13 protein-coding genes are annotated in these 12917 nt (G+C 67.5%); 5 read left to right on the top strand and 8 right to left on the bottom strand.

From position 1 onward, the window contains the following. Window positions 1-39: 39 nt before the first annotated feature. From OU995_RS14990 to mltG, 5 genes are all read right to left on the bottom strand, one after another. On the bottom strand, window positions 40-825 hold the full coding sequence (locus OU995_RS14990) for a TatD family hydrolase (RefSeq protein ID WP_267836274.1): 786 nt from the start codon (window positions 823-825) through the stop codon (window positions 40-42). A gap of 122 nt (window positions 826-947) precedes the next feature. Further along, entirely contained in the window at window positions 948-1346 is a 399-nt protein-coding gene (locus OU995_RS14985) for a PilZ domain-containing protein (protein ID WP_267836273.1), read from the bottom strand. A 169-nt stretch (window positions 1347-1515) separates the two neighbouring features. After that, window positions 1516-2559 (bottom strand): DNA polymerase III subunit delta', encoded by a 1044-nt coding sequence (holB, locus tag OU995_RS14980; RefSeq protein ID WP_267830831.1) that lies wholly within the window; start codon window positions 2557-2559, stop codon window positions 1516-1518. A 5-nt stretch (window positions 2560-2564) separates the two neighbouring features. Further along, entirely contained in the window at window positions 2565-3176 is a 612-nt protein-coding gene (tmk, locus tag OU995_RS14975) for a dTMP kinase (protein ID WP_267830830.1), read from the bottom strand. Window positions 3177-3212: 36 nt separating this feature from the next. After that, window positions 3213-4208 carry an endolytic transglycosylase MltG gene (gene mltG, locus OU995_RS14970; RefSeq protein WP_420714884.1) on the bottom strand — a complete coding sequence of 332 codons (996 nt, stop codon included), beginning with the start codon at window positions 4206-4208 and terminating at the stop codon, window positions 3213-3215. Between the two features lie 115 nt (window positions 4209-4323). On the opposite strand from mltG, the gene OU995_RS14965 reads away from it, so the two are divergent. The 4 genes from OU995_RS14965 (at window position 4324) to OU995_RS14950 (ending at window position 8832) form a co-directional block, all read left to right on the top strand. Continuing rightward, window positions 4324-5298 carry a YgfZ/GcvT domain-containing protein gene (locus tag OU995_RS14965; protein ID WP_267830829.1) on the top strand — a complete coding sequence of 325 codons (975 nt, stop codon included), beginning with the start codon at window positions 4324-4326 and terminating at the stop codon, window positions 5296-5298. Beyond that, window positions 5295-5618, top strand: a complete 324-nt coding sequence (locus OU995_RS14960; protein WP_267830828.1) for a DUF4936 family protein — start codon at window positions 5295-5297, stop codon at window positions 5616-5618. The genes OU995_RS14965 and OU995_RS14960 overlap by 4 nt, the downstream gene beginning before the upstream one ends. After that, a complete protein-coding gene (ybaL, locus tag OU995_RS14955; protein ID WP_267830827.1) occupies window positions 5618-7357 on the top strand; it encodes a YbaL family putative K(+) efflux transporter in 1740 nt (579 codons plus the stop codon). The genes OU995_RS14960 and ybaL overlap by 1 nt, the downstream gene beginning before the upstream one ends. Window positions 7358-7533: 176 nt before the next feature. Then, the gene (locus OU995_RS14950; protein WP_267830826.1) at window positions 7534-8832 is read left to right on the top strand and encodes an alpha/beta hydrolase family protein; all 1299 of its coding nucleotides are present in this window, start codon (window positions 7534-7536) and stop codon (window positions 8830-8832) included. Window positions 8833-8873: 41 nt separating this feature from the next. On the opposite strand, the gene OU995_RS14945 is transcribed toward OU995_RS14950, so the two are convergent. After that, window positions 8874-9953 carry an aldo/keto reductase gene (locus OU995_RS14945; RefSeq protein WP_267830825.1) on the bottom strand — a complete coding sequence of 360 codons (1080 nt, stop codon included), beginning with the start codon at window positions 9951-9953 and terminating at the stop codon, window positions 8874-8876. A gap of 107 nt (window positions 9954-10060) precedes the next feature. On the opposite strand from OU995_RS14945, the gene OU995_RS14940 reads away from it, so the two are divergent. Continuing rightward, window positions 10061-11011, top strand: coding sequence for an AraC family transcriptional regulator (locus tag OU995_RS14940; RefSeq protein WP_267830824.1), 951 nt, complete (start codon window positions 10061-10063; stop codon window positions 11009-11011). 27 nt (window positions 11012-11038) lie between these two features. On the opposite strand, the gene OU995_RS14935 is transcribed toward OU995_RS14940, so the two are convergent. Both OU995_RS14935 and OU995_RS14930 read right to left on the bottom strand, forming a co-directional pair. Further along, entirely contained in the window at window positions 11039-11926 is an 888-nt protein-coding gene (locus tag OU995_RS14935) for a YbgC/FadM family acyl-CoA thioesterase (protein WP_267830823.1), read from the bottom strand. Beyond that, complete coding sequence (locus tag OU995_RS14930; RefSeq protein WP_267836271.1) at window positions 11923-12870, bottom strand: alpha/beta hydrolase; 948 nt, start codon at window positions 12868-12870, stop codon at window positions 11923-11925. The genes OU995_RS14935 and OU995_RS14930 overlap by 4 nt, the downstream gene beginning before the upstream one ends. Window positions 12871-12917: the final 47 nt, after the last annotated feature.

Raw genomic sequence — 12917 nt, 5'->3', positions numbered from 1 at the left:
CCTTCACAGTCCGTTGTCCGATTCGGGACCGACTGTAAATCACGCAGCCTGGGGCATCCGGAACAGGCGCCGGGTGTTGGTGGTGCAGTGGCCAGCCAGCTCCTCCACCGAGAGCCCGCGCAGCTCGGCAATCAGCGCCGCCACATGCGGCACATAGGCCGGCTGGTTGGTCTTGCCCCGGTAGGGCACGGGCGCCAGGTAGGGGCTGTCCGTCTCGATCAGCATGCGGTCCAGCGGCACCATGCGGGCCACGTCGCGCAGATCGGCGGCATTCTTGAAGGTCACGATGCCGGAGAAGGAAATGTGGAAATCCAGGTCCAGGGCGGCCCGGGCCACTTCCATGGACTCGGTGAAGCAGTGCAGCACCCCACCAGGCTGGCTGGCGCCCTCCTCCCGCATCAGCCGAAGGGTGTCTTCCGCGCTGGCGCGGGTGTGAATGACCAGCGGCTTGCCCGTCTGCCGGGCGGCGCGGATGTGGGTGCGGAAGCGCTCGCGCTGCCATTGCATGTCTTCCACGCTGCGGCCATTCAGGCGGTAATAGTCCAAGCCCGTCTCACCGATGGCCACCACCTTGGGATGGGCCGCCTCCGCCACCAGTTGCTCCAGGGTGGGCTCCCGCATGTCTTCGGTGTCTGGATGCACACCGACGGTGGCAAACAGTTCGTCATGGGCGTCCGCCAGGGCCTTCACCTCGGCAAATTCGTCCATGGTGGTACTGATGCACACCGCCTGAACCACCCGCGCCTGGGCCATGGCCTGCAGCAGCTGCGGCAACTGGGCCTTGAGTTCGGGGAAATTCAGGTGGCAGTGGGAATCGATGAACATTGCTGAAAACAAGGCGCGCGGTCGGGCCGCGCGCAGGTCGGGGTCCAGGCGGTGCCCCATGGCGTCGAACCTTGCAGATTCAACGGTTCATGGGCAGCGGCTGGTGGTCCGCAAGAGTAGGCTCAGATGGTTTGTGTCGGTTTGGCCGAAGAAATGGCCGTCCCCAGCACTTCCTCGATTTTCAGCCGAATCACCCGGGTTTTTTCATCCCCGGGAAAACGCACACCCACCCCCTGCGTCCGGCCGCCCGGCGCATTGGCGGGGGTGATCCAGGCCACCTTGCCGGCCACCGGATAACGCTGCGGATCTTCCGGCAGGCTCATCAGCAGATAGATGTCGTCGCCCAGCTTGTAGTCCCGGGTGGTGGGCACAAACACGCCCCCTTCCGAGAAAATCGGGATGTAGGCGGCATACAGGGCACCCTTTTCCTTGAACACAAGCTGAATCACGCTGGGCCGCGGGGCGGCAGCGGGGGCGCCGGAGGCACCGGCAGCCGTGGGGGAAGGCGTGGCTGCGCTCATGGGCTTGAGGGTGAGTTCGCTCATGGCGGGAGTCTAGCGGTGTCCAGCGCTCTGCGGGGCTTCTCCCCACCCGAAGCTTGCGCGGCGCGCCAAGCAATTGGCATCAGAAGGCAACAACGGCCACAAAGGGTCACAGATGCGCCCCCGCAGGCGCAGCTGCCGCGCCCCTTCAGCGCGCCGGCCGCATGGCCTGCTGCCCCTGGGCCACCAGGGATTCCATCAGGAGCCCGGCGTTGAGCGGATGTTCGGCATGGCGGGCCGCTTGCTGGAGGGTGCGGGCCCAGTGGTCCAGCGCCGTACGGACCGCCGGCAACTTGGGCAACGCGTCCCGCGGGAAGAAGCTGGGCGGGGCACCGTGGGCTATCCGCATCAGGTCGTGGACCAGGCGCTGCATGGCCGCAATCGCACGGGGCACCGGCCAATCGGTCAGCGCCTGGGCTTCGCCCTTGGCAATCCGCCGGGGCAGTTCCAGCCAGGTCTTGGCGGCAATCCCTTCTTCGCTCCAGAGCAATGCCTCCTGTGGCCGGCCACCGGTGGCGTCCAGCAGCACCTCGGGCGAGGCCACGCCCTGGCCAGTCAGCCAGGTGACGGCAGCGTCCCGCGCCGGCAGCGCCATCTGCAAGGGCTGGCATCGGCTGCGGATGGTGGGGAGCAATTGCTGCGGTGCGGCACTGGCCAGCACAAAACGCAGCAGGCCTTGTGGCTCTTCCAGCGTCTTGAGCAGCGCATTGGCGGCCACCGTGTTCAGAGCCTCGGCCGGATACACCACCACCACCTTGGCCTTGCCCCGCGCCGCGCTGACCTGGGAAAAAGACAGCACCTGGCGCACCGCCTCGATCTTGATTTCCCGGCTGGGTTTGGTCTTGCTGGCCTTGGTGTCACTGCCTTCGGCATCCTGGGCGCCAAAGCCCAGCGGTTCGCGCAGCGCCTCGGGCAACAGCACCTGGAAGTCCGGGTGCGAGCGGGACCGCAGCAGATGGCAACTGGCGCATCGGCCGCAACCGGGCTGGTCCGGCGCTGCGCGGCTCTCGCACAGCCAGGCCTGGGCCAGCAGCAAGGCCAGGTCGAATTGCCCCACCCCCGCCGGCCCCTGCAGCAGCAGCGCATGGCTGCGGCCCTGGGTCAGGGCCTGTTGCAGAGGTGCCGCCAGCCAGGGCAGCGGCAGTTGCCCGTCCCGGGCCAGGGCCGCGATGTCACCAGTGTCTTCGCTCACAGGGCTCACCATCCCCGATCTTCCAGCGCCAGCAGCACCTGCCGGCCCACGCCTTCAATGCTCAGGCTGGCATCGATCCGGACAAACCGGGCCGGCGCCTCCTTGGCGCGGCGGGCATAAGCAGCGCGCACACGGGTGAAGAAGTCCAGGTCCAGTTGCTCCAGCCGGTCGGCCTCGCGGGCCTGGGCACGCCGTTCGGCGGCCACGGCCGGGTCCACATCAAACCAGAAGGTCAGGTCCGGTTCGCGCCCCTGCTGCACCCAGCCGGCCAGGGTGTTGAGCACCTGCCAGTCCATGCCGCGCCCACCGCCCTGGTAGGCGAAGCTGGCATCGGTGAAACGGTCGCACAGCACCGTCTGGCCGAGGGCCAGGGCCGGGGCGATGACCCGCTGGAGGTGGTCCCGCCGCGCGGCAAACACCAGCAGCGCTTCGGTCAGGCCGTCCATGTCCTGATGCAGGAACAGCGCCCGCAGCGATTCGGCCAGCGCCGTGCCCCCGGGCTCGCGCGTCTGGACCAGGCTGGCGCCCTGCGCACGCAGGTGTTGGGCCACCCGCTCGATGTGGGTGGACTTGCCGGCCCCGTCAATGCCTTCGAAGGTGATGAATCTGCCGGTCACCGCTGTGTTTTCCGCTCTGGTTCCATGACGCGAGGCTCAGTGGCCGCGCTGGTATTTGTTGACCGCGCGATTATGCGCGGCGAGGTCGTCGCTGAACTGGCTGGTGCCGTCGCCCCGCGCCACGAAGTACAGCGCCTTGGAGGGCGTTGGATGCAGCGCCGCCTGCAGCGAGGCCAGGCCCGGCATCGAGATCGGGGTCGGCGGCAGGCCGCCGCGCAGGTAGCTGTTGTAGGGGGAATCGGTCTGCAGATGGATCTTGCGCAGGTTGCCGTCAAAGCCCTCCCCCAGCCCGTAGATGACGGTCGGGTCGGTCTGCAGCGGCATGCCCACCTTCAGCCGGTTGATGAACACCGCCGCCACCAGACCGCGGTCGGAGGCGGCACCGGTTTCTTTCTCCACGATGGAGGCCAGCACCAGGGCCTCTTCCGGGCTGCGCAAGGGCAGGCCGTCACTGCGGCCGGCCCAGGCGGATTCCAGCCGCTTGCTCATCAGCGCGTAAGCACGCTTGAGCACGGTGATGTCGCTCACGCCGCGGCTGTAGGCATAGGTGTCCGGGAAGAACCGCCCTTCAGCCCGCACACCCGGCGCGCCGATGGCGGCCATCAGCTCGGTCTCGCTCAGGGTGGCGGTGGTTTGCTTGAGGGCCGGCGCGGCGGCCAGGGCGGCCCGCAACTGGCGCAGATTCCAGCCTTCGATGATGCGCAGTTGCTCCAGCGTCTGGTCCCCGCGAACCATCTTGTCCAGCAGTTCCCGGGGCGTGATGCCCTCATGGACCTCATAACTGCCTGCCCGGATCTTGCGGGCCTGGCCGGACCAGCGGAACCATTCATACAGCAGTCGGGCATCACTTTGCACACCCGCGCCCACCCAGGCCTGGGCCACCTGCAGGGGCGGTGTGCCCGGCTCGATGGAGAGTTCCACACTGGGTTTGGCCAGCGCCAGCGGCTGCTGCAGCCACCAGACGGCCAGCCCGGCAGCACCGCCCACCAGCAGCAGTGCAGCTAGCACCAGCCGTGCCAGCCAGCCGCCCAGGCCCCGCCCGCCGGAGCTGCGGGCGGGCCGTGCTCCCCGTTGTTTTGACTTGTTTCCTGCGCGCGCCAAGACCGGACACCCTCTATGAAATGCGGGGCTGATGATAATGGGTCCCATGACCCAGAATTCGCACCCCATCCCCCCCGTGTCCGCCCCCCCGGTGAGGGGCGCCGTCCGCCTGACCGATTTCGGCGTGATGCGCGCCCAGGGCGAAGAAGCGGCCAAGTTCCTGCACTCGCAGCTGACCCAGGACCTGGCCCTGCAGACGCTTCAGCAGGCCCGCCTGGCGGGTTACTGTTCCGCCAAGGGCCGATTGCTGGCCACGCTGCTGGCGGTCAAGCCGGACGACCAGACCGTGCTGATGGCCCTGCCCGCCGACGTGCTGCCGGCCACGCTGAAACGGTTGTCGATGTTTGTCTTGCGTGCGAAATGCAAACTGACCGATGCCAGCGGCGACTGGGCCGCCTGGGGGCTGTCCGGCGACGTGGCTGCCACCTGGCTGGGGGCTGCAGCGCCGGCCCAGACCTGGCAGGTCGGGCGTTTGGCGACGGCCGACGGCACCGATGCCCAGGTCACCCGGCTGCCGGATGATGGCATCGGCCCGCGCTTCCTGCTGCTGCAGCCGGCCAGCGCCCCCGCCCCCGCCCTGCCCGAGGTGGACCTGGCCGACTGGCACGGCCTGGATGTGCGCGCCGGTCTGGCCTGGGTGCGTGGCGCCACGGTGGAGCAGTTCGTGCCCCAGATGGTGAATCTGGAGCTGATCGGGGGCGTGAATTTCCAGAAGGGCTGCTATCCCGGCCAGGAAGTGGTGGCCCGCAGCCAGTACCGCGGCACCATCAAGCGCCGCACCCATCCCTTCCTGGTGGCGGAAGGCGCACAGCCGCAACTCGCCCAGGAGATCTTTCATAGCGAAGATCCGGGGCAACCTGCCGGGCTGGTCGCGGCCACCGGCCGCTCCGACGGGCGGGAGGTACTGCTGGCCGAGGTCAAGCTGGCCGCGCTGGAGAGCGGCAGCCTGCATCTGGGCAGCGCCGAAGGTCCGCTGCTGACGCATCAACCCCTTCCCTACATCGTCGGAGAACCTCAATGAGCGCGGTCACCTACCACGGCCCTCCCGGCGCGCAAGACGCCCGGAGCCCCGAGCTGTATGTGTATTACCGCGTTCATCTGGACCAGGCAGCCGCCGCCCTGGCCGCCTTCGAGGCCGCTCGCGACGGCCAGCCGGTGCGGCTGCTGAAGCGCCGCGACCATGACCCGGTCTTCCAGACCTGGATGGAAATCTATGCGCCCCCGCTGGCGGATGCCGTGGGCGTGGAAGCCAAGCTTGCCGCCGCCCTGGGCCCCTTCGCCCAGGGGCCCCGCCACCGCGAGGTCTTTGCCGCCCTCGCCGGACCGGTGGGCGGCACCTGATGGAACACAACGTCTCCCTGATCAGCACCCTGGCAGCCGGCTTCGGCCTGGCGCTCATCCTCGGCTTCATTGCAGAACGTCTGCGCCTGCCGGCCCTGGTGGGGTATTTGCTGGCCGGTGTGGCCATCGGCCCGGCCACGCCCGGCTATGTGGCGGACATCGGCATCGCCTCCCAGCTGTCTGAAATCGGCGTGATGCTGCTGATGTTCGGCGTCGGGCTGCACTTCTCGCTCAAGGACCTGATGGCCGTCAAACGCATTGCACTGCCCGGCGCGGTGGTGCAGATGACGGTCGCGACCCTGCTGGGCATGGGCCTGGCCATGAGCTGGGGCTGGAGCTTCGGCGGGGCTCTGGTGTTTGGCCTGGCGCTCTCCTGCGCCAGCACGGTGGTGCTGCTCAAGGCGCTGGAAGCCCGAGGCGCCATGGATTCGGTCAACGGCCGCATTGCGATCGGCTGGCTGGTGGTGGAAGACCTGGCCACGGTGCTGATCCTGGTGCTGCTGCCGCCGTTGGCGCCAATGCTCGGCGGCACGGTAGCCACGGAGACGGCCGGCCAGACGCCCCTGTGGCAGACCCTGGCCGAGACGCTGGCCTACATCACCGCCTTTGTGGTGCTGATGCTGGTGGTGGGCCGCCGGGTGCTGCCCTGGATGCTGTGGCAGGTGGCGCGCACCGGCTCGCGGGAGCTGTTCACGCTGATGGTGATTGCCGTGGCCATCGGCATCGCTTATGGGGCGTCCGAACTGTTCCACGTGTCCTTTGCGCTGGGCGCTTTCTTCGCCGGCATGGTGATGCGGGAGTCGGAGTACAGCCATCGGGCCGCCGAAGAATCGTTGCCGCTGCGGGATTCGTTCTCGGTGCTGTTCTTTGTGTCGGTGGGCATGCTGGTGGACCCGATGACGGTGGTGAACCAACCCTGGCAGGTGCTGGCCACCGTCGCGGTCATCATGGTGGGCAAGGCGCTGGCCGCCACGGCGCTGGTGCTGGTGTTCCGCTATCCGCTCAACACCGCCATGACGGTGTCGGCCAGCCTGGCGCAGATCGGAGAGTTCAGCTTCATCCTGGCGGGCCTGGGTCTGCAACTGGGCCTGCTGCCCAAGGAAGGCATGAACCTGGTGCTGGCGGGCGCCATGATTTCCATCGCCCTGAACCCGCTGATGTTTGCCATGGTCGGGCCGGTGCAGCGCTGGGTATTGGCCCGCTCGGCCTTTGCCCGCAAGCTGGAGCAGCGGGACGACCCCTATGCCGAACTGCCAATGTCCACCGAGCGGGAGTTCCTGGAAGGCCAGGTGGTGCTGGTGGGGTATGGCCGCGTGGGCCGGCGCATTGCGCAGGCGCTGGATGAGCGTCACATCCCCATCGTGGTGGCCGAGCAGAACCGGGAGACCGTGGAGGCCTTGCGCAGGCAGGGCCGCGCAGCGGTGAGCGGGGATGCGAGCGACCCGATGGTGCTGATCCAGGCCCATATCGCCAAGGCCGCCATGCTGGTGGTGGCCCTGCCGGATTCGATGAAGGCACGGCAGATGGCGAACATTGCGAGGCAGCTCAATCCCGGTATCGAAATCGTACTGCGTACCCATGGCGAAGAGGAATCGGCGCTGTTGCGCAAGGAACAGCTGGGCACCGTGTTCTATGGGGAAGAAGAACTGGCCCGGGGCATGAGCCGTCATGTGCTGCAGCGGTTCAATGCGCCGCTGGAGCATGAGGCGGGCAACCCCGTGCCAGCAGCGGGGCATTGACAAGGCAGACACCTCCGGTTCACAGACACTGGGTAGCGTCGCGGCCTGTGCCGCGCGCTCCCTTGCTTCCTATGCCTCAGCTTGTCATGCCGCTCCCCTTGGTCACATCACTGCCCTCGTTGCCCTCGTTGCCCTCGTTGCCGTCGTTGCCCTCGCCGCTGGAAAGGGCGCGTTCCATGGCCACCTCCATGGCCGCCATCGTGGGGGCTTGTGTTCTGCTGGCTGGGTGCGGAGGGCCCCCCAAGGCGCGATTGGACGAGCAGCGGCAGCAGCAGAGCTTTGCGGCGCAGGGCTATTCACCGGTCGGCGGGTCGGGAAGCGGATCGCTTAATGGCACGGCTAATGGCCCGGGCAGCGAGCCCGTGAGCGAGATCACCCAGTCCTGGCGGCTCAAGAATGATGTGTTCCGGGTCACCCTGACCCTGGGCACCGCCGCCGCATCTGGCACGCCCCGGCCGGTGGTGGTCTACCTGCCGGGTCTCGGCGAATCCGACATCGCGGGGCGGAAGTGGCGCCAGACCTGGGCCTCGGCGGGTTATGCCGTCGTGTCGCTGCAGCCGCTGGAAACGGATGCACAGGCATGGGCTTCGGATCTCGCCCGGGCGGCGGAATTCAAACGTCTGGGTCAGCAGCACTATGCCCAGCCGCCACTGCGCCAGCGCCTAGCCACTCTGGACGCGGTGCTGGCGGAAGCGCAACGCCGGGGCCGCAGCGGTGAACTCCCGTGGAGTGCCCTGGACTGGACGCGGACCGCCGTGGCGGGTTATGAACTGGGCGCACAGGCGGCCATGGCCTTGGCGGGGGAATCGCTTGGTGATGGCACCCGCTGGACAGCCTCCAGCGTACAACTGAAGGCTGTGGTGGTGATCAGCCCGCAGGTGATGGATGCCCGCGCTGCGGACCGATATGCCGCCGTGCTGTTGCCGGTGCTGGGCCTCACCGGCCCGCAGGACACCGACGTTCTCGGGCTGGTGGAACAGCCGCGCTGGCGCACCCTGCCCTTTGAATCCATGCCAAAGGACAACGCCTGGCTGTTGTCGCTGCCGGGCATCACGCACGCCACTTTGGCCGGCAACGACACCGCCCCGGGTGCCCAGGGCCGCAACGGCAGGAATGCCGATGGTTCCCGCGATGCCGGCAGTGGTGCGGGCGGTGGCGGAGGTGGAGATGGCGGCAGTCGTGGTCGCCGAGGCGGTGGCATGGGTGGCGGTATGGGCGGGGGCCCCGGTGGCGGCATGAACCCGGGCAGCCGGATGTTGCAGCCGGTACCGGACCAGCCGGACTGGCACCGGCTGCAGGAAGATCAGCTGGCCTTCATCGCCGCCCAGAAAACCAGCCTGGCCTTTCTGGACTGGCAGCTCAAGCAGGCACCTCAAGCGCGTGACTGGCTCATGGGGCCCGCGCAGGTCTGGCTCGGCCGCACCGGGCAATTGACGTCGCCGCTCAGCCTGAGTGGCAAGCTCGACACCCGTTGAGCTTCATTGCTGCGTGGTAGCGCAAGGACACCCGTCAAGGCCTACAGCGGCCGTTCGCCGAGGCTCCAACTCGACCCTTGGAATGGATGTCCAGCCGGGTAACGGCTCCTGGCGTTATAGGTCTGGATCCAGCCCGGGTAGGCGGCGGTGGGTCGGCTGACCTCGTCCAGCAGGGCGTGGTCCTCCTCCGCCAACACCAGATCTAACGCACCCAGGTTGTCCGCCAACTGCTCGGGCCGCTTGATGCCGATGATGACGCTGGTCACCGCCGGACGCGCAAGCAGCCAAGCCAACGCGACCTGTGCGGGCGTGGTGCTGTGCCGAAGGGCCACGACCTTCAGCGCATCGATGATGTCGTACACCCGGGTTTCGTCCACCGGTGGAAAGGCGATCAACGCGCGGCGCGCGGTTGTGTCGCTGCTGCCCTGGCGATCGAACTTGCCGGACAGCAGTCCGCCCGCCAGCGGGCTCCAGCACAGCAGGCCGACCTGTGCGTCGGTGACGGCGGGCACCAGTTCGTGTTCGATGTCCCGCCCCGCCAAGGAGTAATACGCCTGGAGGGAGGCGAACCGCGTCAGGCGGTCTCGTTCGGCCACACCGATCGCCTTCATCAGTTGCCAGGCCGCCAGATTGGAGCAACCGACGTAGCGCACCTTGCCGCTGCGCACCGCGTCATCAAGCGCACGCAACACCTCCTCCATCGGCGTGATCGGATCAAAGCCGTGGATCTGGTAGAGGTCGATGCGATCGGTCTGCAGGCGCCTCAAGCTCTGCTCCAGGGCCGTCATGATGTGCAGCCGCGATTGCCCGACGTCATTGGGCCCCGGGCCGACACGTGCGTGCAGCTTGGTCGCGAGCACCACCTCGTTTCGCCGCAGCTTCAATGCCTCGCCCAACACCGTCTCGGAGCCGCCACCACCGTAGACGTCGGCCGTGTCAATGAAGTTGATGCCGGCATCCAGCGCCTGGCTGACGATGGTCTGGGTCTCCTCCTGTGACAGGCGTCCAATCGCCGCCCCCGCAGGCGTATCGGCGCCTCCGAAAGTCATTCCGCCGAGGCAGAACCGCGACACAAAAAGCCCGGTCCGACCGAGTTGGGAGTAGCGCATCTGAGGGTTCATGTTGCTCTTTAAAAAATGGCGAAGACGCCATGCGGATCGCATTCTGAAACGCCAGTCGCATTTGATCTATGATCAAAACAACGCAATTCATCATCAATCGTTCAAACATGGATCCCTTGTCCGATGTGCTGGCGCTTCTGCGGGTCCAGAGCGTGCTGTCGGCTCGCATGGAGGGGCGGGGGCACTGGGCGCTTCGGTTCCCGTCCTATCGGCATATGAAGTTCGGGGGGGTGTTGCAGGGCTCTCGTTGGCTCTGGGTCGAGGGCGGCACACCCGTCCGGCTGGCGGCGGGCGATTTCTACCTGCTGACGGACGGGCGCCCCTACTGCGTGGCGAGCGATCCGGACCTTGCGCCGGAGGACGGCGTGGCCGTGTTTTCAAGCCACATGGGCACAGACGGCATCGTGCGTTATGGCGACGTTGGCGAACTCAACGTTGTCGCTGCAGGCCGATTCACCTTCCATGATGATGTTGGTGCGCAGGCACTGCTGCGGCTCCTGCCGCCAGTGGTACACATTCCTGCGGGCGGCGCCTTCAACGCGCCGCTTGCGGCCCTGCTGCCTCTGGTGGCAATGGAAACAGTTGCCTCGGCGCCTGGCGCCAACGTTGCCGCCGCCAGCCTGGCCAACCTGGTGCTGGTGCAAATCCTGCGCGCGCATCTCGCCTCGGCGCATCAACCACCGGGGTGGCTGGGGGCAATGGCAGATGCCTCCATAGGCCGGGCACTCTCCATGATGCACGGGGATGTGGGACGGCGCTGGACGGTGGACGATCTCGCGCGGGCCATCGGCATGTCGCGCACGGCCTTCAGCACACGGTTCCGCGAGCGGGTGGGCCTACCGCCGCTCGACTACCTGACACGCTGGCGCATGACGTTGGCCGCTGACGCGCTGCGCACCGGTGACGCCAGCCTGATGGCCATCGCCGAGCGGGTCGGTTATGCATCGGACACCGCGTTCAGCAACGCCTTCAAGCGGGAGCGAGGCGTGAGCCCAGGGCGCTTCAGGGCACTCGAAGCCGACCACCGCACTCGCGAAGATGGCAATCGCGCTGGGTGATTCGCGAGACCAAGCGGTCGGCGGCGCCTACAGCGCCCGCACCATCTCCACGTGCTGGATGCCCGCCTCCTCAAAGACCGGCCCCCGGCGCTGAAAACCGGCGCGGGTATAGAACCCTTCGGCGCTGAGTTGCGCATGCAGCAACACTTCGCGGTAGCCCCGCTCGCGGCCCGCCTGCATCAACGCATCCAGCACCTGACGGCCCACCCGGCTGCCGCGCATCGGCGACAGCACCGCCATGCGGCCGATCTTGGCCACACCCGGCACATGCTCCAGCAGGCGCCCGGTGGCCAGCGGCCGGCCCAGCCGGTTGTAGGCCACCGCATGCGTGCAGCCCTCATCCGCCGCATCCCACTCCATCTCGGCCGGAATCCGCTGCTCTTCCACAAAGACCGCCTGACGGATGCGATGTGCATCCGCGCCCAGGTCAGCCCAGTGGCCCACCTTGGCCACGGTCATCAGCTCATGGCGTTCAAAGCTCAGCAGCAGGTCCCGCAACGGCGGTGGCACCGCTTGCGGCTCGCGGCTGCTGGCATCGGCAAATACATACACCAGCTCGCCATGCACCAGGCATTCGTCACCCCGGAAGACTGCGCAGGCCACCGTCAGTGAGGTGGTGCCCACCCGCTCAGTGCGCACACCCACATCCAGCAGCTCGTCGTAATGCGCCGCCTGCAGATATTCCACGGTGGACTTGCGCACGAACAAATCGCCCCCCAGGGTCTGCATCGTCTGCGCGTACGGCAGCGCCAGCGCCCGCCAGTAGCCGCCCACCGCCGTGTCGAAATAGGTCAGGTAGTGCCCGTTGAAAACAATCTGCTGGGCGTCGATTTCCGACCACCGCACTCGCAGCCGCTCCATGAAACGGAAGCGCCCGCGGGTGGGCACGGCAGGGACGGACGGTGCGTGGTTCATGTCGTGGAAGCCTTTTCCAGGTGGAAGGCGCGTTGAAGTGCCAGAGCGCAGGCATCCATGGCCTGCTCGGCTTCCGGAATGCTGCGGCCCATTTTGATGAAATCATGCGTCACGCCACGATACAGCTCCAGCTGCACCTCGTTGCCGCAGGCACGCAACAGATCGGCGTACGCCACGCCTTCATCGATCAGCGGGTCGGCTTCCGCCAGGATGAAACAGGCTGGGGCCACCCCTTCATGGTCGTCCGCATTCAGCGGCGCAAAGCGCCAGTCGTCCCGCCGAGATTCAGGCAGGTATTGATTGAAGAACCAGGCAATGGTGTCGGCCTCCAGCAGGTGCCCCTGGGCGAACCGGCGGTGGGAATCCGTGTCCGCATGGGCGGTGGCCCCCGGCGTGATCAGCAGTTGCAAGGCCAGCGCATGGCCCAGCTCGGCCTGGATGTCGCGCGCATGCAGCGCCGTCACCGCCGCCAGCGTGCCACCGGCACTGTCACCGCCCACGGCGATGCGGGCGGGGTCCAGGCCCAGCGAGGGTGCCGCCTGCATCAGCCAGCGCAGCGCCGCCCAGCAGTCATCCACCGCTGCCGGGAACGGATGTTCCGGGGCCAGCCGATAGTCCAGCGCCAGCACCGCCGCACCACTGCGCAGTGCCAGCTGGCGGCACAGGCTGTCGTGGGTTTCCAGGCTGCCGATCACAAAACCACCCCCATGGAAGTACAGCAGCACCGGCAGCTCGCCGGCGGCACGCTCGGTGGCGGCATACAGCCGGGCCGACAGTACGCCCGCCGGGCCGGGAATGCGCAGGTTCTCGATACGGGGCAGGTTGGCCCGAGGAAGGTCCAGGATCTCGGCCCCCATCAGGTAAGCGATGCGGGCCTGCTTGGGCGTGAGGCTGTGGAAGGCCGGACGGTTGGCGCGGTGGATGCGCTCCAGCACCGCGGCCATGCGCGGTGTCAACAAGGTGCTACTCAACGGGAACTCCAGGGCTTACG

The organism is Roseateles sp. SL47, assembly GCF_026625885.1.
Classification (GTDB): Bacteria; Pseudomonadota; Gammaproteobacteria; order Burkholderiales; family Burkholderiaceae_C; genus Roseateles.
The sequence above is the reverse complement of the archived record's forward strand: the minus strand, read 5'-3'. Positions and strand labels throughout refer to the sequence as shown.

Coding starts and splice junctions, on each gene's coding strand:
- OU995_RS14990 (WP_267836274.1), bottom strand. CDS start 825: ATGTTCATCGATTCCCACTGCCACCTGAATTTCCCCGAACTCAAGGCC.
- OU995_RS14985 (WP_267836273.1), bottom strand. CDS start 1,346: ATGAGCGCAGCCACGCCTTCCCCCACGGCTGCCGGTGCCTCCGGCGCC.
- OU995_RS14965 (WP_267830829.1), top strand. CDS start 4,324: ATGACCCAGAATTCGCACCCCATCCCCCCCGTGTCCGCCCCCCCGGTG.
- OU995_RS14960 (WP_267830828.1), top strand. CDS start 5,295: ATGAGCGCGGTCACCTACCACGGCCCTCCCGGCGCGCAAGACGCCCGG.
- ybaL (WP_267830827.1), top strand. CDS start 5,618: ATGGAACACAACGTCTCCCTGATCAGCACCCTGGCAGCCGGCTTCGGC.
- OU995_RS14950 (WP_267830826.1), top strand. CDS start 7,534: ATGGCCACCTCCATGGCCGCCATCGTGGGGGCTTGTGTTCTGCTGGCT.
- OU995_RS14945 (WP_267830825.1), bottom strand. CDS start 9,953: ATGAACCCTCAGATGCGCTACTCCCAACTCGGTCGGACCGGGCTTTTT.
- OU995_RS14940 (WP_267830824.1), top strand. CDS start 10,061: ATGGATCCCTTGTCCGATGTGCTGGCGCTTCTGCGGGTCCAGAGCGTG.
- OU995_RS14935 (WP_267830823.1), bottom strand. CDS start 11,926: ATGAACCACGCACCGTCCGTCCCTGCCGTGCCCACCCGCGGGCGCTTC.
- OU995_RS14930 (WP_267836271.1), bottom strand. CDS start 12,870: ATGGCCGCGGTGCTGGAGCGCATCCACCGCGCCAACCGTCCGGCCTTC.